Raw genomic sequence first — 23,733 nt, forward strand, 5'->3', positions numbered from 1 at the left:
GGCACTCACCCGTGCCGGAGGCTGTCGCGCAGCTTGCGCGCGACGTGCGCCATGAGGGCCTCGGCTCCGGGCTGGCTGATGGCCGGCACCCGCGACTCGGTGAGCACGGCGATCGCGAAGGCCTGGCCGTCGGCGTGTTCCACGACGCCGATCTCGTGGCGCAGGTTGAGCAGCGTCCCGGTCTTGGAGGACCACCTGGAGGCGTCGGAGCTGAAATCGGGCGCCAGCCGCTGCCGCAGGACGTTGGCGGCCATGAGCGTGCGCACCCCCTCGGCGACGCCGGGGTCGATCGCGGACGGGGTCCACAGTGCCTGCAGGAGGTCGGCGAACGCCCGCGCGGAACCGGAGTTGGCCCGGGTCATGTCGAGCTGCGGGATGTGATGCCCCCGTCCGGCCGTGCCCGCTTCGATGGCGAGGAAGTGGGCGAGGTGGGCCTCGGCGGGGTCCAGGCGCTCGGCCGGGGTCTCGGCGAGCTCGCCGATGGTGTGGCGCACGGTGATGCCGCCCAGCCCGAGCGTGTGCATCAGGGCGGAGACCTCTGCGGGCGGGGTGAGCGCGAACAACGCGTCGGCCGCGGTGCTGTCGCTGACGGCGGTGCTGAGGTAGAGCAGGTCCTCGACGGCGATCCGGGCCGGGTGCCGGAACCTGCTCAGGCCGGTGGGCCCCGGGGTGGTGACCCTCCCGGGCTGCACCACGATGGCCGTGGCGCCGTCGAGCTCGCCCCTGCGGACGCGGTCGAGCGTCGCGACGGCGAGCGGGATCTTCACCAGCGAGGCGCTCGGGAGCTCCAGTTCCGGCTCGATGCCGACCTCCTCGCCGGAGTGCAGGTCGCGGACCAGGAACGACCCGCTCAGCCCGGCGTCGTCGAGCTCCCCCCGGAGCTCGCGGATCAGGCTCTCGACCTTGATGGCGCCCCTCCGTCCCGCTCCTCTGCGCCCAGGCAGCGGGCGATCGCCCGCCACAGCCCCGTCCGTATGCGCTCGGCGTCCTCCCCCACGGCGGCCGCGACCTCGAAGCCGCGCACGAGATGGACCTCGCCGACCGGCCGCCAGTGTAGCCGCAGGTCCTCGGCCTGCCTGGCCGAGCACAGCAGCAGATCGGCCGAGCCGAGCACCTCCGCGGCGGCGGCGGTGAGCGTGGCCGCGACGGCGACCTGGGCGGGTTGCAGGCCGACGGAGTCCCGGAGCCGGAACAGGCGGTCGCGTACGTGCGGCACGTCGTCCTCGGGCTGGATCCAGACGCGGCCCCTGCGCGACGACCGCGCGGTCCGGCCGGCGCGCAGGGTCTCGATGTAGACCGCGGGCACCGGGAGATCCGCCGTGCCGGCGAGCCCGAGCGGCACTGACCAGGCCGCGTCGCCGGGCGGCACCGCCGTGAGGGCGGCGCGGACCTCGCGAGACCTCGCGAGCTGCGCCCGTTCGGCGGGCGCGGCGGCGTGGAAGTCGAGGTAGACGCCGTTGCGCCGGGCCTCGGCGTCCAGGAGCGCGAGGTCGCGGACGGTGCACACATCGGGGACGGCCAGGCGCAGCGGGCTGAGCTTGGCGCGCTCCGCCTCGTGCTCCATGTCGTCGGCCAGGCGGACGAGGCGCTTGGCCGACGGCAGCATGTCGCGGCCGAAGTGCGTGAGCAGCGCCCCGCGCGACGACCGGTCGAACAGCCGCTCCCCCAGGTGCTTCTCCAGGGCGGCGATCCGGCGGCTCGCGACCGACTGCGGCACGCGCGTGGCCGCCGCGCCCTCGGTGAAGCTGCCGCGCTCGCTCACGTTGACGAACGCTCTCCAGGCGCCGAGGACGTCCACGACGCAACACTATGCCATTTCAGCATTAACTCCGCTATTTGCACCTTTGACGGCATCGACCGTCGGCGCACGTCCGCCCGAGGCCTTCGGGGTGGGGGCCGCCGGTGCGTACCGGACACGGCTCCGGTGCGCACCGGCGGGTCTCCCGCCGCGCCGCCTACCGGGCGGTGCAGGTCACCGCGGCGGGGGCGGTGTTGGCTCCCGACCAGGAACCGTTGAAGCCGAAGGTGGTGGTGCCGCCCGACGACAGCGCTCCGTTCCAGGACAGGTTGGCCACGGTGACGGCCGCGCCGCTCGCGGTGTGCGAGCCGCCCCACAGCTGGGTGATGGTCTGGCCGCTGGGGAAGGTCCACGCGACGGTCCATCCGGTGAGCGCGGAGGCGCCGGTGTTCTTCACCTCCACGCCGGCGCCGAAGCCGCCCGTCCACTGGTTGGTGACGGTGTAGGTCGCGGTGCAGGCCTTACCGTTGCCGCCAGACGGGGACGGCGACGGCGAAGGACTGGGCGACGGGGACGGCGACGGGCTGGGCGACGGGGACGGGGACGGGGAAGGAGACGGGCTGGGGTCGGTGCCGCCGGCCTTCTCCGCGGTCCAGGCGCCGACCCAGGCCAGGACCGCGTTCCAGTTGACGGCGACCTCGTTCACCGACCACGCGTCGATGTCGTCCAGGTAGCACTTCTGCGGGCGGCAGCCGCTGAGGCGCTGCTGGGCGACCGGGTCCTGCAGGCCGCTGTTGGGGCCGCCGGCCAGGGCGCCGGCCGGTGCGATCGGCAGGGAGGAGTCGATCTGGTTGGCCCAGAACCGGTGGTGGACGTTGCGGGAGGGCTTGTCGCCGTAACCGGTGATGTAGGAGTAGCCCATCGGGTTGCGGCCGAGCTCATACGCCATCGTCTCGAACACCCCGGTGCGGAACCGCTCGGCGCCGGTGAAGTCGTGGGCCAGGGCCAGCAGGACGGCGTTGTTGAGGATCAGGTTGTTGGACCCCCAGATGTAGCCGCCGCCGGGCGGCTGGAAGGGCACCGGGTAGCCCTGGCCGCGCATCACGTTCAGCAGGCCGTCGGCGGCTGAGACGAAGGAGGCGCGCAACTGCTGGCCGATGGAGGAGGTCAGGCCGTTGGGCACCAGCGCCAGGGTGATGTCGCCCAGACTGCCGACCTCCGACCACTGGGCGCCCTCGTTCGTGAAGCTGCGCCCGTAGTACAGCGAGGAGGACGTCAGGTCGGTGCGGTAGGCCTGCTTGCCGGTGGTGGCGTACAGCTCGGCGGCGGCCCAGTAGAACTCGTCGGTCACCTTCGTGTCGGCGTAGGAGCCGCCGCCGGTGTCGTCGGAGGCCGGGGCGAGCCGCGAGGGGTTGGCCTTGGCCGCCGTGTACGCCTTCTCCGCCGCGGTCAGGCATCGGGCGGAGAACGCGGAGTCGACGGACGCCCACACCCGGGCGCACTGGGCGGCCGCGGCGGCCAGGTTCAAGGTGGCGGTGGTGGAGGGCGCCGACAGCACCCGGGCCTGGGGGTCCTGGGCGGGCAGCAGCGGCAGCCCGGTCCAGTTGGCGTCGTGGATCTTGTGGTGGGCCATGCCGGCCAGCGGGCGGCCGTCGGGGACCTGCATCTTCAGCATGAAGTCGATCTCCCAGCGGGCCTCGTCCAGGATGTCGGGCACGCCGTTGCCGCGCTCGGGGATGGACAGGGTGCCGTCGGCGAAGGCGCCACGGTCGGCGCCGGGGATGTTGGCGGCCCGCTCGTAGGCGTTGACCAGCTGCCAGGCGGACATGCCGCCGTTGATCACGTACTTGCCGTGGTCGCCGGCGTCGTACCAGCCGCCGCGCACGTCCAGCCGGTAGCCGCAGTCGCTGCGGCAGGGCACGTTGTTGTCGCCCTGGTTGGGGGAGACGTTGAGGTGGCCCGCGGCGCGGGCGTACTGGGCGCCACCGGCGTACTGGGAGGTGATCGCGATGCCGCTGCGCTGGTGGTAGAAGAACGCCAGCGCGTCGTGGGGCAGCTTCTTCCAGGCGGCGGTGCCGATGTCGAAGGGGTGGCTGGACTCGTTGTTCACGGTGAGCACGTAGTTGGTGCCGGTCCCGGTGTAGGACGAGAAGTCGATCTTGTGGACGGAGTCGCCGGAGGGGGAGTCGGCGCCGAAGACGGTCGTGGTGCCGCCGGCCACCACCTGGTCGGAGCCGTCCAGCAGGCTCCAGGCCAGCGGTGATCCCGAGCTGCTGATCACGGTCGCCTGCTTGGCCGCACCGGGCGCGTAGGCGGCCTGGTTGACCTTGATGTTCTGGCCGAGCGCCGGTCGGGCGACGGCGTGGGCGCTTCGTGTGGTGGCGAGCGCGGTGATCGATGCCGCGGCCAGGGCTGCGGCCAGCGCCGCCGCCGATAGCCGCATCCGGCCTGACGTGTTCACGTGGAGTCCTCCCGACCGTGCTGCATGGGCTTCGCATCTTGGAACCCGCAGACCGAAAGAGACAGCCGCCGCCGTCGAAGAAAGGATTTCGTGCAGCTCAGAGCGGTGTTTCCGCTGAATGATTCTGTAATTTTCAAGGGGGTTTCCGGTGATCCGTAGAATCTCGGCGTGACCGCTTCCCCCCGTCCCCGCCAGGAGGTCACGCTCGCGCACATCGCCAAGCTGGCCGGCGTGTCCGCCCCGACCGTCTCCAAGGTCATCAACGGCCATCCCGGGGTGGCCAGCGGCACCCGTCGCCGGATCGAGGATCTGGTCAAGGAGCACGGCTGGCGGCGCCGGCCGGATACCACCGAGTCCAGCGCGGTCGTGGAGGTCGTCTTCGAGTCCCTGGACAGCCTGTGGGCGCTGGAGCTGATCCGGGGCATGGACGAGGTCGCCCAGGCTTATGGCATCGTCGTGGGGCTGACCGACATGCGCGGGCGGCGCTCCCCCCACCCGGGCTGGATCGACCGGGTGCTCGCTCTGCGCCCGGTCGGGGTGATCGCGGTCTCGGCCGACATCGGCGAGCGGCAGCGCGCCCGGCTGGCCAGCCGCTCCATCTCCCTGATCGCCCTGGATCCGCGCGGCGAGCCCGACCATGGCGTCCCCTCGGTGGGAGCGACGAACTGGAACGGCGGCCTCTGCGCGACCCGCCACCTGCTGGAGCTGGGGCACCGCCGGATCGCCATGGTCAACGGCCCCGGCACGCTGATGTGCTGCCGGGCCCGTCTGGACGGCTACCGCGCCGCGATGGACGCCGCCGGCGTCCCCGTCGATCCCGCCCTGGTGCGCACCGGCCCGCTGTACGTGGACGGCGGCCGGACGCAGGGAAGGGCGCTGCTGGAGCTGCCCGAGCCGCCGACGGCCGTCTTCGCCGCCAACGACCTGCAGGCGCTGGGGGTCTACCAGGCGGCGCACCGGGCCGGGCTGCGCGTCCCGGAGGACCTGAGCGTCGTCGGGTTCGACGACCTGCCGCTGGCCCTGTGGGCCGACCCGCCGATGACCACCGTGTGCCAGCCCCTGCGGAAGATGGGCACCGCCGCCGCCGAGATGGTGATGACCCTGGCCTCCGGCGGGGTGCTGGCCGAGGACCGGGTGGAGCTGGCCACCCGCCTGGAGGTGCGCTCCAGCACCGCCGCCCCGGCCCGGCCGCATCAGCCTGGCCACCACTGAGACGGGGCCTTCTCAAGAGCCGGCCCGCCCGGTGCCGCCCACCGCTCCCGCTCGACCCGGGCCTGACCCGAGGCGGCAGCGACTATGCCATTTCAGCATGAACCCCGCCGTTTGCGTCTTTGACGGTATTGATCGCCGACGCAAGACTGCCCGTCGTACAGGTCCTCTAGGGGAAGGCCTCACCATGCCCACCCGGATTCTCCACCGCGCCGCGCTCTCGGCGGCGTTGACCACCCTGGCGTTCGTCCCGCTGACGGGCGTCGCCGCGAGCGGCCACGCGCTCACCGCCCCGCCGGGCACGACCCTGACGCCGCCGGCGGCGGCGCCGGTGACGACGGCGCCCTCGCGAGCCCATCGGGCCGTCAAGGAGCTGCGCGCGCTGGAGGCGTCCTTCGCCGGCCGCATCGGCGCCTACGCCGTGGACACCGGAACCGGGAAGACGGTCGCGTACCGGTCGGGCGAGCGGTTCCCGATGCTGTCGACCTTCAAGGCGATGGCCGCCGCGGCCGTGCTGCACAGGGCGCGCACCTCCGAACCCGGCCTGATGGACAAGGTCGTGCGCTGGACCGCCGCCGAGCTGCAGGAGCACTCCCCGGTCACCGAGAAGCACGTCGAGGACGGGATGACCGTCTCGGCGCTGTGCGAGGCGGCCATCACCCAGAGCGACAACACCGCGGCCAACATGCTGCTCAAGCAGCTCGGCGGCCCGGCAGGCATGACCGCCTACCTCCGCACGCTCAAGGACACCCGCTCCCGGCTGGACCGGTGGGAGACCGAGCTGAACGACTGGAGCCCCAAGGAGAAGCGCGACACCACCACGCCCGCGGCCATGGGCGGCGACCTGCGCGCGGTGACGGTGGGACACGCGCTCACCGCCAAGGACCGGCACCGCCTGAACGCCTGGCTGATCGCCAACCAGACCGGTGACGCCAGGATCCGCGCGGGCCTGCCCAAGACCTGGAAGATCGGCGACAAGACCGGCACGAGCTCGCGGTACGGCTCGGGCAACGACATCGCGGTCGTCTGGCCCGGCAGGGCGACCGCCCCGATCATCATGGCGATCTACACCAACCGCCGGTCCGCGACCGCCCCCGTGGCCGACAGGGTGATCGCCGACACCGCCACCATCCTCGCCCGGGGCCTCGGCAGGCTCTGAGCCCTCCCCCGGCCGCCTGACCAGGCGGCCGGGTACACTACGCATGTATCACGTGACTGCGGGTGGTCAGTCCCGGGATTCCCCGGCTACCGGCGAGGAGCGCCAATGGCCACCAGTGATCAGCGTCGGCCGGAGATCGTCGTCGGACTCGTGGCGACCCCACCGGACTACCCGGCCCAGGTGGTCGCGCGGCTCACCGCCGAGTTGGCCGACCGGCTCGCCGAGCGGGTGGACGCGGACGTGCGGTGGATCGTCCGGGAAGGCTGGGGTGAAGTGGCGCCGCGCCGCGACGGCGGCGTCGAGGCGCTACTCGACGATCTCGCCCGCCGGCGCGCCGACGCCCGGTGGGACGTCGCGATCTGCCTGACCGACCTGCCGCTGCACACCAAGCGGGTGCCGCTGGTCGCGCAGGCGTCCGCCCGGCGCCGGGTCGCGATGGTGTCCTTGCCCGCGCTCGGGCTGGGCCAGCTGCGAGCGGTCCGCGCAGCCATTCCGGGTCTCGTGGGCCGGGTACTCACCGACGCCTCCGACGAGCGGGTGCCGCCGGCCGGTTGGGCACTGGCCGAGCTGTCCGGCCAGGTTGCCGCCATTCACCGGGTGGTCGGCGGGGCTGACGCCGGGGAACTGGGCTACGTCGCCTCGCGGCTGATCGGCCGGGTGCGGCTGGTGACCGGAATGGTCCGGGCCAACCGCCCGGGACGCGCCCTGCTGGGCCTGTCCAAACTGCTGGTCGGCGCCTTCGGCACGGCCGCGTTCGCGCTCACCACCGACACCATCTGGCAGATGGGCGATGCGCTCGGCGGACTCCGCCTCACCGTGGTCATGCTTCTCGGGCTGACCGGGCTGGTGGCCTGGCTGATCGTCGCGCACGACCTGTGGAAGAAACCGGACCGGGAGACACCGGCTGAGCTGGCCCGGCTGTTCAACCTGGGCACGGTCCTCACCCTCACCCTGGCCACCACGGTGTCCTATCTGGTGCTGTTCGCCGGAACGATACTCGCCGCGGCGCTGCTGATCGACACATCCGTGCTGGAACAGACCCTGCAGCGGCGGGTCGGTGTCACCGACTACCTGATCCTGGCCTGGATCATCAGCTCGCTGGCCACCGTCGGCGGCACGATCGGCTCCGGGCTGGAGGACGAGGAGACGGTGCGGGCCGCCGCTTACGGCTACCACCCCGAACCCGGCGGCTGGCGGGACGAGAAGGACGCGTAGTTCCCGCCTCGGAACAGGGCTCGTCCGCACTGCCGGGCGGGAATCACAGAACAGCGCCGCCGGATGGACCCGCATCCGGCCGACACACTCGCCGCGGCGGTCGGATGCGGGTGGCCGTCAAGGTTTGAGGACGACCTTCTCGCAGTTGTCCTGCTTGTTCTTGAAGAGCTCGAAGCCGCGTGCCGCCTCGTCGAGCGGCAGCCTGTGGGTGATGATCCGGGTGGGATCGAGCTCCCCGCGCTCGATGCGCCCCAGCAGCGGCTTCATGTAGCGCTGCACGTGACACTGCCCGGTGCGCAGGGTCAGCGACCGGTTCATCCACGCGCCGGCGGGGAACTTGTCCAGCAGACCTCCGTAGACGCCGATCACCGAGACCACGCCGCCGCTGCGGCACGACAGGATCGCTTGGCGCAGCGCGTGCGGGCGGTCGGTCTCCAACCTCACGGCCTGCTTGAGCCGGTCGTACGCGGCGATGTGCGCGCTGCCGTGGGTGGCCTCAAGGCCGACCGCGTCGATGCATTTGTCCGGTCCCCGGCCACCGGTCAGTTCCAGCAGCCGGGACCGTACGTCGACCTCCTCGAAGTTCACCGGCGTGTGGCCCGCCTGTTCGGCCATCTGCAGCCGGTACGGCTCCTTGTCGATGGCGATGACCTTCGCGGCGCCGAGCACCCGGGCGCTGTCCATGGCGAACTGGCCGACCGGGCCGGCCCCCCACACCGCCACCACGTCGCTGGACTGGATGTCGCACATCTCGGCACCCATGTAGCCGGTGGGCAGGATGTCGGAGAGGAACAGCACCTGCTCGTCGGTCAGATCGGACTCGATCTTCAGTGGACCGACGTCGGCGAACGGCACCCGCGCGTACTGTGCCTGACCGCCCGCGAAGCCGCCGGTCAGATGCGAGTAGCCGAAGAGCCCCGCGACCGGGTGACCGAACATCCTCTCCGCGATTCCGGCGTTGGGGTTGGAGTTCTCGCAGCAGGAGTACAGCTCGGCGGCGCAGGCGCCGCACGCGCCGCACGCGATCGGGAACGGCACGACAACCCGGTCCCCGATGCGCAGCCGATCCGGGTCGACGCCCGGGCCGACCTCGACCACCTCACCCATGAACTCGTGACCCAGGACGTCGCCTTCCTGCATCGTGGGCACATACCCGTCGACCAGGTGCAGGTCCGAGCCGCAGATCGCGGTGGAGGTGATCCGCACGATGGCATCGCGCTTGTTCAGGATCTTCGGGTCCGGCACGTCACGGACCTCGACCTTGTTGCGGCCCGCCCAGGTGTTCGCCCTCACTCGTCCGCTCCCTTCACGAGCTCGGAGTCCGACAGCGGTTGCGCCGGACGCTGCGGGAACTCCTTGCGGGCCCGCTTGCCCCACGGAGCGCCGTCGGACCGGACCACCTCGCCGGTCTCCACCACCTGCTTGAGCCGGCGCAGGTCGTCGTCGAGCTGCTGGTGCGGTTCCTCGCCGAAGTACTTGGCGATCGCCTTGCCGACCACGCCGCCCGGAATGTCGTACACCAGAACGACGTGTACCTCGGTGCTCACACCGTCCGGGGCGGGCATGAACCGGATCGTGCCGGTGTTCGGCACGTCGGCGTCGGCGATCGACCGCCACACGATCTTCTCGTCGGGCGTCTCGACGACGATCTCCGCGTCCCACTCGACGTTCTGGCCGAACGGGCCGCCGGCGACCCAATGGCTCGTACGGTCACCGGTGGTGCGGACCTCCTCGAGATGCGCCATGAACGTCGGCAGGTTCTCGAGATGGCGCCAGAACGCGTAGACCTCCGGTACGGGTTTGCGAATGGTCGTCGTGGCCGTCAGCTCCATGGATCCTCCCCGTGTTCGCCCCGCACCGCCGGCACGGAGTCGATCTCCTTCGCCCGCGTAGCCGGCACGTCGGTCAGCAGGTCCACCACCGTGATGCCGACGACAACGCCGGTGACACCGACAGGCCGCCGCAGAATGCGCTCGCCACGATGGGCGATGGCCATCCGAGCGCGGTCACGTTCACCGCGTCCCCCCCGGTGCGGCTGATTCAAGCTGTGGATACCCCTCGGGATGCCACCCCACCCGCCAACCGACCGCCGCCTGGGTTGCGCACCGTCCCGGGCCGCCGCATCACGGCGTCTCCTGCGACGAGCCGCCGCCGCGGCGGCGGCTCGTCGCAGGAGCAGGGTGCGCTCGCGCCGGTTGAGTTCCACCACCGGCGACGGCGCGAGCTGGCAGAGAGCGTCGTACAGGGAGAGGACGGCTTGCCAGTCGGTGTCCTGGAACCGGGGCGCGCGGGCGTGGCAGGCCGCGATGGCCGCCTGCACGGGGCCGAGCGGCCCGCGCAGGCTCTTGGCGCGCCCCAGGGCGGCCGGCCCGTGTCCCACCAGGGTGCGGTCCCAGCGCGAGCGGTCCTGGTGGCCCGCCAGTTCGGCGCGGACCTCGGCGGGGGTGCGGTCCCGGCGCGAGCGGTCCTGGTCTTGGAACAGGATCGGCTCGCCGTCGGGGCCGAGCGCCCGCCCTTTCGACACGACCGGCAGCCGGCTCAGAGCAGGGAGTCCCAGAAGTCGCAGTTGTGCCGGGTGTTCAGGTCGGCGGTGCGTACGCCGCCCGGCTCCAGCGACCGCACGAGCGGCACCCGCGGCCAGACGGCGCTCGGCCTGCCCTCGGCGGCGAAGCGGGTCCAGTAGCCGATCATCGTGTCCGACAGCCGTCGCTGGTCAGGCCGCAGCGTGACGTCGATGCCGTGGATGTCGTGCAGGTAGGGCAGCTCGGAGGCGTGGTAGGCCCCGAGCGGGAAGTCCGGGGGCTGCGGGAACTCGAACGCCGGCGGGGCGTCGCGGTCGGCGAACTCGTACCCGTAGACCGGCACCCAGCGGGCGAGCACCTGGTCGTTGCGCCGGTTCGGGCAGGCGTACGCGCGATCGGTGATCACCGAGCCCCAGGCCTGACGGGGTGAGGTCCCCGCCGGGTAGAGCTCGGCCACCCGGTCGGCGTCGCCGCCGAAGGCGACCGCGAGCAGGCCGCGGTAGGCGGTCTCGTCCAGGGGCGGGAACGTGGCGGCGAAGAAGGAGCCCTCGTCGCGGGTCGTGCCCGCCAGAACCGGCACGCGGTTGAACTCGCCGTCGCGCAGCGCCCGCGCGGGGTGGACGGGAAGGGTGGGCGTGCCGTACGTCGGGCTCCAGAACACCGGCGGCGTCTGCGGCGCCAGCAGGTCGGCCACCGGGACGCGGCGCAGGCAGTCCAGGGCCGTGCCCGGATCGGCGCAGCCGAGAGTGGCCGCCACCCGGGAGCCGATCCCCTCCGTGAGCGCGCGCGGCTTCCAGGTGTCGTACTCGGCGCCCACGCCCGGGAACATCGCGTCTGGCACGTTCAGCTCGGTGCAGGACCCGCTCTGGATCACCACCCGGTGGAAGAGCCCGCGCGCCGCCGGCGAGGCGAGCTGGGCGCACATGCTGTCGCCCCCCGCGGACTCGCCGAACAGCGTCACCCGGCCGGGGTCCCCGCCGAACGCCACCGCGTTGCGGCGCACCCAGCGCAGCGCCGCCTGCTGGTCCATCAGCCCGAAGGTGCCCGAGCCGTCCAGGCCCGGGTACCCGAAGAACCCGAAGGCGCCCAGCCGGTAGTTGATCGTGACGACCACGACGTCACCCTGGACGGCCAGGCGCCGCTCGTCGTAGTCGCCGCCGAAGCCACCGGTGAACCCGCCCCCGTGTACCCAGACCATGACCGGCCGCAGGCCGCGCGAGCTTCGCGGCGTGGTCACGTTGAGGTAGAGGCAGTCCTCCGAGGCGCTGCCGGGAAGCCCGGAGATCGCGTCGGCGTTCTGGGCGCAGCGGTTCCCCGGCCGGGCGGCGTCGCGCACCCCACGCCACGGCTCGGCCGGGCGCGGCGGCGCCCACCGTAACGCGCCGACCGGCGGCGCGGCGAAGGGGATGCCCTGGAAGAGGCGGTGGTCGGCGGCGACGGTGCCGCGCACCGCGCCCGCGTCGGTCCTGACGACGGCGCCTTCGGTGGTCGCCGCGGTGTCCGCCTGCGCGGGCACGCCCATCGCCAGCAAGGCCGTCGCCGCCGAGATCAGGCTCAGGACCGCGCGGCTCGTCTTGGAAATGTTCATGGTCATGATGATGGAGCCGGTCGCCGTGTCGCGGAACCCACCTGAATACCCGGCCGAGGTGCATCTACCTCCACCCCCGGCGCGAAGGCCCTCTTGACGCGGGCGGCGCCCCCGGCCGAGAAGGATCACGGTGAGTGTCATGCCCCCTGTCCGGGGCGGGACAGTGGAAGGATGGCCGGTTATGGGCAGAAGCGGAGTGAGCACCAGGAACCATGTGAAAGTGACCGGCCGCGAAGACGGGCCGACGGTCATGCTGGCCCACGGCTTCGGCTGTGATCAGAACATGTGGCGCCTGGTCGCGCCCGCGCTGGCCCGGGACTTCCGCGTCGTGACGTTCGACCACGTGGGGTCGGGGCGGTCGGACCTGTCGGCCTGGGAGGCCGAGCGGTACGCCGCCCTGGACGGCTACGCCGACGACGTGCTGCGGATCTGCCGGGAGCTGGACCTGCCGGAGGTCGTCTTCGTCGGGCACTCGGTCAGCGCGATGATCGGGGTGCTCGCGGCGATCAGGGAGCCCGACCGGTTCGCCAAGCTGGTGCTGCTCGTCCCCTCGCCCTGCTACATCGACGACGAGGGGTACCGGGGCGGGTTCAGCCGGGCCGACATCGAGGAGCTGCTGGAGTCGCTGGACAGCAACTACCTGGGCTGGTCCGCCGCGATGGCACCGGTGATCATGGGAAATCCCGACCGCCCCGAGCTGGGCGAGGAGCTGACCAACAGCTTCTGCCGGACCGACCCGGAGATCGCCAGGGCGTTCGCCCGCGTCACGTTCCTGACCGACCACCGCGCCGACCTGGCCAAGGTCGGCGTGCCGACGCTCGTCGTCGACTGCCTCCAGGACGTGATCGCGCCCCCGGAGGTCGGCGCCTTCGTCAGGGATCAGATCCCGGGAAGCCGGCTGGTCACCTTGCCCGCGACCGGGCACTGCCCGCAGCTGAGCGCGCCGGAGGCCACCATCGAGGCGATCGCCTCCTTCGCGGCCCATCGGTGAAGCACATGACCGGGCATCGGACCGACCCACCCCGCCCCGAGGACCGCGGCGGCGGAGCGCCGGCGCTGTTACCGTCCTTACTCGAGGACAGCGCCGAGGACCTGTACGAGAACGCGCCCTGCGGCTACCTGTCCACACTCCTGAACGGCCAGATCGCCAAGATCAACACGACCCTGCTGAAGTGGCTCGGCTACGCCCGCGAGGAGCTGGTCGGCCTGCGCACCTTCTCCGACCTGCTCACCGCCGGCGGCAGGCTGTACCACGAGACCCATTTCGCGCCCCTGCTGACCATGCAGGGCGCGATCGGCGGCGTGGCGCTGGAGCTGCGGGCGGCCGACGGCACCCGGCTGCCCGTCCTGGTCACCTCCACGGTCAAGTGCGGCGCCGACGGGCGGCCGCAGCTCATCCGCACCACCGTCTTCGACGCCTCCGACCGCCGCGCCTACGAACGCGAGCTGCTGCGCGCGCGCCGGGAGGCCGAGGTCGAACGCGAACGGCTCCAGCGCCTGTTCGCCACCCTGCAGCGCAGCCTGCTGCCGCCCTCGCTGCCGGCGGTGCCCGGGCTGGAGGCGGCCGCCTACTACCACATCGCCTCCCGCGACCGGGTCAGCGGCGACTTCTACGACGTGTTCCAGCTCACCGCCGACCGGTGGGGCTTCTTCCTCGGCGACGTGTGCGGCAAGGGGGCCGCCGCCGCCGCGGTGACGTCCCTGATCCGCTACACGCTGCGCGCGGCGGCGGTCTACGACTTCGACCCGGTCACCGTGCTGGACACCCTCAACACGGCCCTGCACCGGGAGTCCCACGGGGACGATCCCCGCTTCTGCACCGTCATCTTCGGCATCCTCACCCCCGACGGCGACGGTTTCTCGGTCACGCTCGCCTCCGGCGGCCACCCGCCGTGCCTGCTGCTGCGCGCCGACGGCGCCGCCGAGTACCAGACGACCCCGGACGGCCTGCTCGTCGGCGTCTTCCCCGGCGCCACGTTCACCGCCCGGCGGATCCGTCTGGCGCCCGGCGACACCCTGCTGCTGTACACCGACGGGCTGACCGAGGCCAGGACCGCCGCCGGAAGCACCCCCGACGGCCGCTACGGAGAGCCGGCCCTGCGCGCCTTCGCCGCGAGGCTCGCGCCCGCCGGCGCCGCCGGGATCATCGCCGCGCTGGCGGTCCTGCTCGACGGCTTCGGCGACGGCCTGGGCGACGACGCGGCGGCCCTGGCCCTCGGCGTCCCCTCCCCCCGCGCGCGAGGCGCCTTGACGGGCTGACGGCCGACGTGAAGCCCGCGTGAGCCCGGCGGGCGATCACCGGCCGCGGCCGGCGACGCCCCGGAGCACACCACGGCGCGGGCGGGGGCGCCGGTCATCCCGTGCGGCGCAGGGGCGGGCGGCGGGCCCAGGTGGCCCAGCGCCAGAGCCACTCCAGCGGGCCCTGGCGGTGACGGCGCAGCCAGAGGGTGGAGAACAGCCACTGGGCGGTGAGCACGGCGGCGGCGATCAGGAACACCGTCGCCGTCGGCCACAGGTGCGGCGGGCCGCTGACGAACCGCGAGACGGCCAGGACGATGACGCTGGCGGTCAGGTAGTTGGTCAGCGCCATCCGGCCCAGCGGTGCGAACACGGCCAGGAGCGCGCGCCGCAGCGGCGTCCTGAGCAGGACCAGCAGGGCGCACACGTACACCCCCGCGATCAGCAGCCCGGCCAGGTGGAACACGGGCACGTTGCCCGGGTCGCCGACCTGCGCCGCCACCATGGGCACCGCCGCCGCCGCGAAGAGCAGCCCCAGCGCGGCGGGTACCCGCGTGGACCGCTCGATCCGGCCGATCACCCCGTACCGGGTCAGGGCCGAGCCGAGCAGGAACAGCCCCGGGACCATCGTCAACTGGCCGCCGGCCGTGATCAGCGACGCGGCGACGAGCGCGACGGCCAGGGCGGCCACGGCCCATCGCGGCAGCCACGTCGAGGGCAGCAGCACCACCAGGCCGACGACGGCGTAGACCGCCAGGATGTCGCCCTGCCACAGCAGCACGTGGTGCAGCGCGCCGACCGCGAGCAGCACCAGGAGCCGGCGTAGCAGGAGCAGCCGGGGCCGGGGCGCGCGGTCCGCGGCGGAGTCCAGCAGCAGCGAGAACCCGACGCCGAACAGCAGGGAGAAGATCGGGAAGAAGCGCTGGTGGATGAGCAGCCCGAGCCACGCCCCCTCCCCCGTGGGTGCGCCGGTCACGATCAGAGGGGCGCCGGCGTTGGCGATCGGCTGGACGTTGGCCAGCAGGATGCCGCACAGCGCGAACCCACGCAGCACGTCCAGCGCGGTGATGCGCGGCCGGCCGGCGGGGCTCGCCGCGCGGTCTCCGGGCCCGTCGTCCGGGCGGCCGGCGGGCCCGGAGGGGACGTCTCGGAGCAGGGCCGGGCGGTTGCCGTGACGGCCGGCGGGGCCCTCGGGCTCGGCCGCGAGAGGGAACTCTTCATCTGGCATGGGCCCATCCTTCGGAGCCGGGCGCGCCGCCGGCATGGGGCCAAAGCGGGGTTCGCGCCGTCCGGGACCGTACTTTCGGCCGGTTCAGCGCGCGGCGCCGACCTCCTAGCCTGGGCGTCGTGAGTGTTCGGGGCCCGTCGTCCGGGCGGGCCGAGATCGTGGCCGACATCGGGTTGTGCGCCGTGTTCGCGGCGACGCTGGCCTTGTCGGCGGTGCTGATCGCGCAGAGCTGGGGCGGCGGCTACTGGTGGTTCCACTGCGGCGCCGGGGCGGTGGTGTGCGTCATCGCCCTGGCGCGCCGGCGCGCCAGGGCCGGGGCGGCGGTCGCGGGGCTCGCGGTCGCGGCGGCCGCCGTCCTCACCGCCCGGCTCGCCGGGCTGCCCAGCGAGCCCGGCCCCGCGATGGCCCTCGCCCTGTCGGTGCTCGTCGGCTCGGCGGTCAGGGCCCTGCCGCCCGCGCCCGCCGGCGCCGTCGCGGCCGGAGGGCTCGCGGTGGTCGCCGGCACCTGGGCCGCCTCCCCGTCCTTCCCCGTCCCGGCCGCGACGGTGCTGAACGGCACGGCGTGGCTCGCCGCACTGGCGACCGGCCTGTGCCTGCGGCTGCTGGAGGCCCGCCGCCGGGCCGTCGCCGACCGGGTGCGCCGTGACGAGCGCCTGGACCTGGCAAGGGAGTTGCACGACGTCGTCGCCCACCACATCACCGGCATGGTGCTCCAGGCCCAGGGCGCCCGGATCGTCGCCCGCAAGCACCCCGAGCTGCTGGAGGAGTCCCTCGCGGACATCGAGGCCGCCGGCTCGGGCGCGCTGACCGCGATGCGCCGCGTCATCGGCCTGCTGCGGGAGGCCGACGACGCCGTCCCCGCCGCGCCCGAGCGGCTCGGCGACCTGGTGGGCCGCTTCGACGGGCACGGCCCCGCGGTGCGCCTGCGGTCGACCGCCGACGAGTCGGCGTGGCCGCCGGAGGTCACCAGCACCGTCTACCGGGTCGTGCAGGAGTCGCTGACCAACATCTCCCGCCACGCCCGGCACGCCCGCTCGGTGACGGTCAGCGTCGCCCAGGACGGGCAGGCCGTCACCGTGGAGGTCGTCGACGACGCGCCGCAGGTCCCGGCCAGGTACCACCATCGCGGCGGGTACGGCCTGATGGGGATGCGCGAGCGCCTGGAGGCCCTCGGCGGCACCCTGCGCGCGGGCCCGCGTCCCGGGGCCGGCTGGTCCGTGTTCGCCACGCTGCCGGTCCCGGGGCCGGGGCGCCGATGACCATCAGGGTGCTGCTCGCCGACGACCAGGCGATGATCCGCCGCGGCCTGAGGCTGATCCTGGAGGACCAGCCCGACATCAGCGTGGTCGCCGAGGCCGCGGACGGCGCCGAGGCCGTCGCCCTCGCGCGGAGGCTGCGCCCCGACGTGTGCCTCGTCGACATCCGGATGCCGTGCCTCGACGGCGTCGCGGTCACCCGCGCCCTGGCAGGCCCCGGCGTCCACGACCCGCTCCGGGTGGTCGTGGTCACCACCTTCGACCTGGACGAGTACGTCTACGGGGCGCTGCGCGGCGGCGCGGTGGGCTTCGTGCTGAAGGACGCCGGCCCGTCCCTGCTCGTCGAGGCCGTCCGGGCCGCGAGCGCCGGGGACGCCCTGATCTCGCCGTCCGTCACGCTGCGGCTGCTGCGCCGCTTCACCGCGGCCGCCGCCCCGGCCGCGGACGGCCCCCCGCGGCCGCTGTCGGAGCGCGAGTCCGAGGTCGTCCGCGCCATCGCCAGGGGGCGCACGAACCAGGAGATCGCCGCCGAGCTGTTCATCTCGCTGAGCACCGTCAAGAGCCACCTGTCCGGCATCCAGACCAAGCTCGGCGTGCGCAACCGCACCCAGATCGCCGCCTGGGCCTGGGAGAACCGCATGATGGGCGACACCTAGCGGCCCGGCGGCCGCCTCAGACGACCGAGTGCGTGATGACCGCGGTGTAGGTCCCGGCGACGACGCCGGCCGGCAGGGTGACCGTGATCAGGGGGTCCCAGGTGGCGGAGTTGTCCCCCGCGGCCCCGGAGACCGAGAAGGCGGTGCGGGCCGAGCCGAGGTCGCCCGCGGTTCCGGGGGTGAACGTGGCGTCACCGGTGGTGGCGGTGGCCGGTCCCGGCGCGTAGCCGATGAGTGCCTTGGCGATGGTCTCGGCCGCTGTGCCGCCACCGGTGGTGAGGTCGGTGGAGCTGACGGTCGCGGTCCAGGCGGTGTCCGCCCCGCCGCGGGTGTCGGTCACGGTCACCCCGCCGAGCCGTCCCGACACCCGGGCGGCGCCGGCCGTCGCGGAGCCCAGGTTCGCGGTCTCGGGCACGCTGATGAACAGGGCGCCGGCGGGCCGGGTCACGGTGTTGGCGTCCAGCGTGACGGCGCCGTCGCGGGCAAGGACGCGGCCGTCCACGCTCGCGCCGGTGGTGACGGTGATCGAGGTCAGCGCCAGGACGTTCCCGGCGAGGCTGCTGCCGGTTCCCAGCGTGGCCGAGCTGCCGACCTGCCAGAAGACGTTGGCGGACTGGGCGCCGCCCACGAGGGTCACCGTGCCGGCGGACGCCGTGACGAGGGTGGAGGCGGTCTGGAAGATCCAGACGGCCCCCGGGTCGCCCTGCGCGTCCAGGGTCAGGTTCCCGGTGATCTGGAAGGTGCCGGCGGCGGAGTCGTAGAGGCCCGGCGTCAGGGTGGTGCCGCCGAGCTGGGTCGGCACGGTGGTGGCGGGGGTCCGCGCGGCGGCGTCGTCGTAGGCGGCCACGAGGTCGGCCTTGGCCTGCGCGGCGGCGGCGTCGGCGGCGTGGATCGTCCCGGTGACGGTGCCGGGCGGGAAGCCCGTCACCGCCGTCCCGGGGCTCAGCCCGAGGTCCCCGGTGACGACGGTGGCGCCGGTGTTGGTGACGGTGCTCCCGGCCAGCACGGCGAAGTCCCCGGCGGTTCCGAGGTCCACCGGCGGTTGCGGGGCGACGGCGCTGGACTGCGTGGCGATGAGCATCGACGCGACGGGCGCCAGCGCCAGGACCGCCAGCCGGAACAGCGCGGACCGCGGCCGGGCGGCCCCGGTGGACGATCCTCCCGCCGCCCGCGTCTTCACCGGCCCCGGCACCTCGGCGCGTCGCGGCACGGCTCGCGCAAGACGTCTCATGAACCCCTTACCCCGTGCACCCCGATTAGTGATCTTGTTCTAGCACCCGGCGGGGCCGGTGTGACGGCGACGTGCCGGTGACGGTGCGACCTGTTGCCACCGCTCGGCGAGCGGCCACCCCGGATTGGTATATTTCGTAGTGAGCCCCTCCTCGGCGAGGGGTGCGGCGGTGGGGCCCGCCGCCTCCCATCGTGGAGAGACCGCGGCGTGAGGCCGCCAACGGTCCCTACCAGAGGTCGATCCCGCATCCTGGTAGGAGGACGCCGTGCCCACAGCCGCTTCCGGCTCCGGCCGCCCGGCCGACACCGTCGCCCGAGACCGCACGCGGAGCGCGCGACCACGCCGCGTCCCGTGGGCGACGCTCGCCGCCGTCTCGGCCGGCGGCGCGCTGGGAGCGCTGGCCCGCCACGGGATCACCGCCGCCTTCCCCGCGCCGCCGGGCGCGTTCGCGTGGGCGACGTTCGCGGTCAACGTCTCCGGCTGCCTGCTCATCGGCGCGCTCATGGCCGCGGTCACCGACGTGTGGCGGGCGCCGCCACTGGCCCGGCCCTTCCTGGGCGTCGGGGTGCTGGGCGGGTACACCACCTTCTCGGCCTACGTCGCCGACGTCCAGCGGGCGCTGTCCGCCGGGCGGCCGGGCACCGCGCTGGCCTACCTGGCCGCCACCCTGGTCACCGCCCTGGCCGCGGTGTGGGCGGGCGACGCGATCACGCGGGCGGCGGCCCGCGCACACCACGGGAGGCGACGTCCATGACGCGGACCCAACCGGCCCTTCGCCTGACCCTCTTCGTCGGCGAGACCGACCAGTGGCATCACCGGCCGCTCTTCCACGAGATCGTCCACCGCGCCCACGCCGCCGGCCTGGCCGGGGCCGGCGTGTTCCGCGGCGTGGAGGGCTACGGCGCCTCCAGCCGCGTCCACACCAGCCGCATCCTGTCCCTGTCGGACGACCTGCCGGTGGCGATCGTGATCGTGGACGACGCCGCCAGGATCCACGCCTTCCTGCCGCAGCTCGACGAGCTGGTCGGCGAAGGGCTGGCCGTGCTCGACGAGGTCCAGGTGGTCCACTACGGCGGCGCCCGGAGGCGGCCGTGACGCTGCTGCTCGTCGCGCTCGGCGCGGCCGTCGGAGCGCCGCTGCGCTACCTGACCGACCGGTTCGTCCAGTCGCGCCACGACACCGTCTTCCCCTGGGGCACCCTCGCCGTCAACGTGACCGGCTCGGCCGTCCTGGGCTTCCTGCTCGGCCTGCCCGCCGGCCACACGCTGATGGCCGTGGCCGGCACCGGGTTCTGCGGCGCGCTGACCACCTACTCCACCTTCGGCTACGAGACGCTGGCGCTGGCCCGCGACGGAGCCCGCCTCCTCGCCCTGGCCAACGTCGCCACCGGAATCGTGGCCGGCCTCGCCGCCTGCCTGGCAGGCCTCAGCCTGGCCCAGGCCCTTTCGGCGTAACGCCCCGAACCCCCACGTAGCGGATGCCGGTGGCCTGGATGCGCCCGCTGTCGATGGCCGCCTGCTCGTCGGCCGCGGTGACACCGTCGAGATCGGAGAAGAAGTACGGCCCCTCGTCCGACGACCGGGTGAGGAAGCGACCGCGGAGTGCGTGAACGATCTCCTCGCCGCGGTGCAGGCTCTCCTCGCCCGCCCAGCTCGCGCGATAGGCGTCCCAGGGCTCGCCGGACGCTCTCCACCGGTCTCGGTGCCGGTGCAGCCACCCCGGCTCGCCGGTGCCGCCCAGGCGGTCGAAACACCAGGCGGCCGTCCGCTCGTCGAACCTCTCGTGCGACCACTCCACGACGACCGCGGTCCCGCCGGGGGCCAGGGCCTCGGCCATCCGGTCGAGGACGGTGTCCAGATCGGCGACGTGGTGCAGCGATGTGCAGGCCACGATGGCGTCGAACGGGGTGTCCGCCGGACGGTCCTCGAAGGTGGTTCGCCGGTAGCCCGGTTCGTCGGGCGCGTCGGGGTCGACGCCCGTGGCGTCGTACCCCGCCGATCGCAGGGCCGGCACGAAACCGCCCGCCGGGCCGCAGCCGATCTCAAGGACACGGCCGGGTGACGGCGGCAGGTGCGCGTGGACGAACGGCCACAGCGCGGTCAGCCAGCGTTCCGTGCTCGTCATCGGGCCTCCTCGGGTGTGTCGCCGTCCGGGTGACCGTGCCCGGGCGGGCGGATGCCGTTCAGCAGCGTGCCGACGAGGTCGTCGACGAAACCGGCGGGGACCTGGAGGGGACCGGCCGGGGACTGGTGGAACATGTGCGGCAGCACCAGCTCGTGGCAGGAGCCGACGATCATCGTGGCGGCGGCGTCGGCGTTGACGTGCCGCGCGACGCGGCCCAGGCCCTGCTCGGCTCGCAGGTGGTCGGCCAGTGCCCGGGTCAGTCCGGGACGACCGTCAGGGCGGGTCAGGGCGTTGAACCGGGTGAACACGTCGGGCTGCGAGAGCAGTCCGGCGAAAGCGGGCAGGATCGCGGCGTGCAGGGTGAGCCCGTGCAGGACGTAGGCGCGCAGGTTGGCCTCGACGGTCCCGCTTCCGGCCCGGGGCAGGTCCGGGAGCGTGCGTTCGACGGTCCGGACGTGGGCTCGCAGGGCGTGCGCCAGGAGCTCCTCCTTGTCGGTGAAGTGGTTGTAGAGCACGCCGTCGGCGACTCGGGCCTCCCGGGCGATGTGCCGGACGGTGAGGCCGGCGACGCCCCGCTCGGCGATGAGGCGCTCGGCCGCGGCGATGAGATGGTCGCGCAGGCTCAGCTCCCCGGCGTGCCGCAGGGCGGCGGCCTTCCTTGGCGACATCACCCCTCCCGGGCGGCGCCGGCCGGCCACACCGCGCTGACCAGCCATTGAGCACCGGGCAGCAGCACTCCGGCGGGCCCCGCGTACGGCTCCAGCGCGGTCGTGAGCCGGGTACGTGCCTCTTCCCACGACAGCTCGCCGTCCTGCTCGACGATGTACCGGGAGGGCCCGCTGGCGAGGAAGGTGTCGGCCGCCTCGGCCGCGGTCCACCCGAAGTGGTGCGCCAGGTGCGCCGGTTCCACGGACACGTCCGTGAAACCGGCCCGTGTGAGCACCTCATCGGCGTGAGCGGGGTCCGACAGGGAGAACATCGCGGGAGCCGGCCCGGGGTAGGCGCTCACCGCGTCCCGCGGCGGCAGGCCCAGGAGCGCGGCGACGGGGACGACGTACCACGCGCAGTCCTCGGGCGGCTGGGGGCAGACGAAGGCCAGCCGCCCGCCCGGCCGCAGGGCGCGCCCGATGTTGGCGAACGCGGCCACCGGCTCCGCGAAGAACATCACGCCGTACCTGCTGACGGCCACGTCGAAGCTTCCTTCCGCGAACCGGTGGACCTGGGCGTCGGCCTGCTCGAAGACGATGTCGCCGAGGCCCGCGGCCAGCGCGTCCAGGCGCGCCTGTTCGAGCATCGGCTCCGACAGGTCGACCCCGGCCACGTGGCCCTCCGAGGTGAGCCGAGCGGCCATGCGGGTGGTCTGCCCGGTGCCGCACCCGATGTCGAGCACGCGATCGCGCGCACCGATGCCGGCGGCCTCCAGCAGGCGGCCGGCGAGCAGGACGTCGACGTCGTGCTCGGCCGACGGGCGACCGGCCCAGACGCTGCCTTCGGCCCCGTTCCAGGCGTTGAACTGCTCGCTGTTCCTGACAAGCACCATCGAAGCTCCTTATGAACGGTCATTCATGAGCATACGTTCATGATGATGCCCGCCGGCGCCGGCGTCAATGGACCGGCTCCGCAAGCCCGCGTGCTCGCCCCACACGTCGACGTCCCCGCCCCCAAGGGATCGGGAAGCCGATCGGAGCCGGGTGGTGAGGCGCCTCCGGCGGCTGGAAGCGGTTGTTCCCTGTCCGAAAACCGGATGGAGTCGCCGGACACCTGGGCCTATTGTCGCTTTTGTGCAAATCCCGCCGGATACTGGCTTGAAGAGAGACTGGCCCGCCCTCGCGGCGGTGGGCGTGACCGTCGTGCTGTGGACCTCGGCCTTCGTCGCCATCCGCAGCGCCGGGACGGCCTACTCGCCGGGCGCCCTGGCCCTGGGGCGGCTGCTCGCCGCCAGCGTCGTCCTGGGGGCGATCACGCTGGTCCGCCGCGAGGGATGGCCGCCCCGCGCCGCCTGGCCCGGCATCGTGTGCTCCGGCGTCCTGTGGTTCGGCCTGTACATGGTGGCGCTCAACTGGGGCGAGCAGCAGGTCGACGCGGGCACGGCGGCGATGGTCGTCAACGTCGGGCCGATCATCATCGCGCTGCTGAGCGCCAGGCTGCTGGGAGAGGGCCTGCCGCGCCCGCTGGTGGCGGGCATGGCCGTGTCCTTCGCCGGCGCGGTCGTCGTGGGCCTCTCCATGTCGGACTCCGGTGGCGCCTCCGTACTGGGCGTGCTGCTGTGCCTGCTGGCCGCGGTGTCCTACTCGATCGGCGTCGTCGCCCAGAAGCCCGCGCTGCGGCACGCCGGGGCGCTGCAGGTGACGACGTTCGGGTGCCTGATCGGCACCGTGGCCTGCCTCCCCTTCGCCGGAACCCTGGTGTCGGAGGCCGCGCGCGCCCCGCTGCCCGCGACGCTCAACATGCTCTACCTGGGCGTCTTCCCCACCGCGATCGCCTTCACCACCTGGGCCTTCGCCTTGGCCCGCACCACCGCGGGCAAGATGGGCGCCACCACCTACGTGGTGCCCGCCCTGGTGGTGCTGCTGTCGTGGCTGATGCTGGACGAGGTCCCGGGCCTGCTCACGATGGCCGGCGGAGCCCTGTGCCTGGCCGGCGTAGCGGTGTCCCGCCGCCGCCCCCGCCCGCGCCGGTCCCCCGCCGACGAGATCACCGCCGCCGGGACGGCTGAAGGATCTGCCGGCCCCAAGGTCGCCACCATGGCGAAGGGAGACCGGGCGGACCTCTGACGTTGCCGGCACCGCCGTCGCGCTCACAGCGAACACGCCATGCCGGCCCGCGCCGCCGGCTTCCGCCAGGCGGCCGGAGCGCGTCAGAAGGGGATCACCAGCGGAGATGGCCGCTGGTCAGCGTCGCGGGGCGCTGACAAGCGGCTTTGGCGGCAGGGATAGCCTGAGCATTGTGGACGAGGCTGGGCGGCGACTCGTCAACGAGCAGGCCGCCAAACCCAGGGAACCGGTCGCCGCGCCGTGACGCCGCCGCGACCGGCGGGTGGCGTCGGGCCTGCTGTGGTGGATCGGTTCCTGCTCGACGTGGAGCCGCTGGTCGCCGGCGACGCCCTCG

Annotated in this window: 23 protein-coding genes; 11 read left to right on the plus strand and 12 right to left on the minus strand. The window is 73.4% G+C overall.

Going from position 1 to position 23,733, the window contains the following annotated elements; genetic code table 11:
- Positions 1-5 precede the first annotated feature (5 nt).
- The 3 genes from PYR91_RS11080 to PYR91_RS11090 all read right to left on the minus strand — a co-directional run bounded on the left by PYR91_RS11080 (position 6) and on the right by PYR91_RS11090 (position 4,199).
- Positions 6-908, minus strand: coding sequence for a class A beta-lactamase-related serine hydrolase (locus tag PYR91_RS11080; protein ID WP_279779919.1), 903 nt, complete (start codon positions 906-908; stop codon positions 6-8).
- The gene (locus PYR91_RS11085) at positions 890-1,798 is read right to left on the minus strand and encodes a LysR family transcriptional regulator (RefSeq protein WP_279779470.1); all 909 of its coding nucleotides are present in this window, start codon (positions 1,796-1,798) and stop codon (positions 890-892) included. Before PYR91_RS11085 ends, PYR91_RS11080 begins: the two co-directional genes overlap by 19 nt.
- A gap of 157 nt (positions 1,799-1,955) precedes the next feature.
- Positions 1,956-4,199: a glycoside hydrolase family 9 protein gene (locus tag PYR91_RS11090; protein ID WP_279779472.1), complete on the minus strand. Its 2,244-nt coding sequence runs from the start codon at positions 4,197-4,199 to the stop codon at positions 1,956-1,958.
- Positions 4,200-4,367: 168 nt separating this feature from the next.
- Between PYR91_RS11090 and PYR91_RS11095 the strand changes: the two genes are divergently transcribed.
- The 3 genes from PYR91_RS11095 (at position 4,368) to PYR91_RS11105 (ending at position 7,782) form a co-directional block, all read left to right on the plus strand.
- Complete coding sequence (locus PYR91_RS11095; protein WP_279779473.1) at positions 4,368-5,411, plus strand: LacI family DNA-binding transcriptional regulator; 1,044 nt, start codon at positions 4,368-4,370, stop codon at positions 5,409-5,411.
- 184 nt (positions 5,412-5,595) lie between these two features.
- Positions 5,596-6,567 carry a class A beta-lactamase gene (gene bla, locus PYR91_RS11100; RefSeq protein WP_279779474.1) on the plus strand — a complete coding sequence of 324 codons (972 nt, stop codon included), beginning with the start codon at positions 5,596-5,598 and terminating at the stop codon, positions 6,565-6,567.
- A gap of 105 nt (positions 6,568-6,672) precedes the next feature.
- On the plus strand, positions 6,673-7,782 hold the full coding sequence (locus PYR91_RS11105; RefSeq protein WP_279779475.1) for a hypothetical protein: 1,110 nt from the start codon (positions 6,673-6,675) through the stop codon (positions 7,780-7,782).
- Between the two features lie 117 nt (positions 7,783-7,899).
- Here the strand turns inward: PYR91_RS11105 and PYR91_RS11110 are convergent, their stop codons facing one another.
- The 4 genes from PYR91_RS11110 to PYR91_RS11125 are packed head-to-tail and all read right to left on the minus strand — an operon-like array spanning position 7,900 to position 11,892.
- The gene (locus PYR91_RS11110) at positions 7,900-9,075 is read right to left on the minus strand and encodes a glutathione-dependent formaldehyde dehydrogenase (protein ID WP_279779476.1); all 1,176 of its coding nucleotides are present in this window, start codon (positions 9,073-9,075) and stop codon (positions 7,900-7,902) included.
- A complete protein-coding gene (locus tag PYR91_RS11115; RefSeq protein ID WP_279779477.1) occupies positions 9,072-9,614 on the minus strand; it encodes an SRPBCC family protein in 543 nt (180 codons plus the stop codon). The genes PYR91_RS11110 and PYR91_RS11115 overlap by 4 nt, the downstream gene beginning before the upstream one ends.
- Entirely contained in the window at positions 9,605-10,306 is a 702-nt protein-coding gene (locus tag PYR91_RS11120) for a hypothetical protein (protein ID WP_279779478.1), read from the minus strand. The genes PYR91_RS11115 and PYR91_RS11120 overlap by 10 nt, the downstream gene beginning before the upstream one ends.
- 14 nt (positions 10,307-10,320) lie before the next feature.
- On the minus strand, positions 10,321-11,892 hold the full coding sequence (locus PYR91_RS11125) for a carboxylesterase family protein (protein ID WP_279779479.1): 1,572 nt from the start codon (positions 11,890-11,892) through the stop codon (positions 10,321-10,323).
- Between the two features lie 220 nt (positions 11,893-12,112).
- On the opposite strand from PYR91_RS11125, the gene PYR91_RS11130 reads away from it, so the two are divergent.
- On the plus strand, positions 12,113-12,883 hold the full coding sequence (locus PYR91_RS11130) for an alpha/beta hydrolase (protein ID WP_279779480.1): 771 nt from the start codon (positions 12,113-12,115) through the stop codon (positions 12,881-12,883).
- A 5-nt stretch (positions 12,884-12,888) separates the two neighbouring features.
- On the plus strand, positions 12,889-14,151 hold the full coding sequence (locus PYR91_RS11135; protein ID WP_279779481.1) for a SpoIIE family protein phosphatase: 1,263 nt from the start codon (positions 12,889-12,891) through the stop codon (positions 14,149-14,151).
- A 94-nt stretch (positions 14,152-14,245) separates the two neighbouring features.
- On the opposite strand, the gene PYR91_RS11140 is transcribed toward PYR91_RS11135, so the two are convergent.
- Positions 14,246-15,358, minus strand: a complete 1,113-nt coding sequence (locus PYR91_RS11140; RefSeq protein ID WP_279779483.1) for a DUF418 domain-containing protein — start codon at positions 15,356-15,358, stop codon at positions 14,246-14,248.
- Between the two features lie 119 nt (positions 15,359-15,477).
- Here PYR91_RS11140 and PYR91_RS11145 point away from each other — a divergent pair, with 119 nt between their 5' ends.
- Together PYR91_RS11145 and PYR91_RS11150 are read left to right on the plus strand one after the other, a co-directional pair.
- Complete coding sequence (locus tag PYR91_RS11145; RefSeq protein ID WP_279779485.1) at positions 15,478-16,617, plus strand: histidine kinase; 1,140 nt, start codon at positions 15,478-15,480, stop codon at positions 16,615-16,617.
- Complete coding sequence (locus tag PYR91_RS11150) at positions 16,614-17,270, plus strand: response regulator transcription factor (protein ID WP_279779486.1); 657 nt, start codon at positions 16,614-16,616, stop codon at positions 17,268-17,270. The genes PYR91_RS11145 and PYR91_RS11150 overlap by 4 nt, the downstream gene beginning before the upstream one ends.
- 16 nt (positions 17,271-17,286) lie before the next feature.
- Here the strand turns inward: PYR91_RS11150 and PYR91_RS11155 are convergent, their stop codons facing one another.
- Complete coding sequence (locus PYR91_RS11155) at positions 17,287-18,501, minus strand: ice-binding family protein (RefSeq protein WP_279779487.1); 1,215 nt, start codon at positions 18,499-18,501, stop codon at positions 17,287-17,289.
- Between the two features lie 265 nt (positions 18,502-18,766).
- Here PYR91_RS11155 and PYR91_RS11160 point away from each other — a divergent pair, with 265 nt between their 5' ends.
- The 3 genes from PYR91_RS11160 to PYR91_RS11170 are packed head-to-tail and all read left to right on the plus strand — an operon-like array spanning position 18,767 to position 19,955.
- Positions 18,767-19,255 (plus strand): CrcB family protein, encoded by a 489-nt coding sequence (locus PYR91_RS11160; RefSeq protein ID WP_279779488.1) that lies wholly within the window; start codon positions 18,767-18,769, stop codon positions 19,253-19,255.
- The gene (locus PYR91_RS11165; protein ID WP_279779490.1) at positions 19,252-19,596 is read left to right on the plus strand and encodes a DUF190 domain-containing protein; all 345 of its coding nucleotides are present in this window, start codon (positions 19,252-19,254) and stop codon (positions 19,594-19,596) included. The genes PYR91_RS11160 and PYR91_RS11165 overlap by 4 nt, the downstream gene beginning before the upstream one ends.
- Entirely contained in the window at positions 19,593-19,955 is a 363-nt protein-coding gene (locus tag PYR91_RS11170; protein ID WP_279779492.1) for a CrcB family protein, read from the plus strand. The genes PYR91_RS11165 and PYR91_RS11170 overlap by 4 nt, the downstream gene beginning before the upstream one ends.
- Here the strand turns inward: PYR91_RS11170 and PYR91_RS11175 are convergent.
- The 3 genes from PYR91_RS11175 to PYR91_RS11185 are packed head-to-tail and all read right to left on the minus strand — an operon-like array spanning position 19,927 to position 22,165.
- Complete coding sequence (locus PYR91_RS11175; RefSeq protein ID WP_279779493.1) at positions 19,927-20,625, minus strand: class I SAM-dependent methyltransferase; 699 nt, start codon at positions 20,623-20,625, stop codon at positions 19,927-19,929. The genes PYR91_RS11170 and PYR91_RS11175 overlap by 29 nt on opposite strands.
- A complete protein-coding gene (locus PYR91_RS11180) occupies positions 20,622-21,293 on the minus strand; it encodes a helix-turn-helix domain containing protein (RefSeq protein ID WP_279779495.1) in 672 nt (223 codons plus the stop codon). The genes PYR91_RS11175 and PYR91_RS11180 overlap by 4 nt, the downstream gene beginning before the upstream one ends.
- Positions 21,293-22,165, minus strand: a complete 873-nt coding sequence (locus PYR91_RS11185) for a class I SAM-dependent methyltransferase (protein ID WP_279779497.1) — start codon at positions 22,163-22,165, stop codon at positions 21,293-21,295. The genes PYR91_RS11180 and PYR91_RS11185 overlap by 1 nt, the downstream gene beginning before the upstream one ends.
- Positions 22,166-22,430: 265 nt before the next feature.
- On the opposite strand from PYR91_RS11185, the gene PYR91_RS11190 reads away from it, so the two are divergent.
- Positions 22,431-23,399 carry a DMT family transporter gene (locus tag PYR91_RS11190; RefSeq protein WP_279779498.1) on the plus strand — a complete coding sequence of 323 codons (969 nt, stop codon included), beginning with the start codon at positions 22,431-22,433 and terminating at the stop codon, positions 23,397-23,399.
- Positions 23,400-23,733: the final 334 nt, after the last annotated feature.

Source organism: Sphaerisporangium sp. TRM90804, assembly GCF_029846175.1.
Taxonomy (GTDB): domain Bacteria; phylum Actinomycetota; class Actinomycetes; order Streptosporangiales; family Streptosporangiaceae; genus Sphaerisporangium.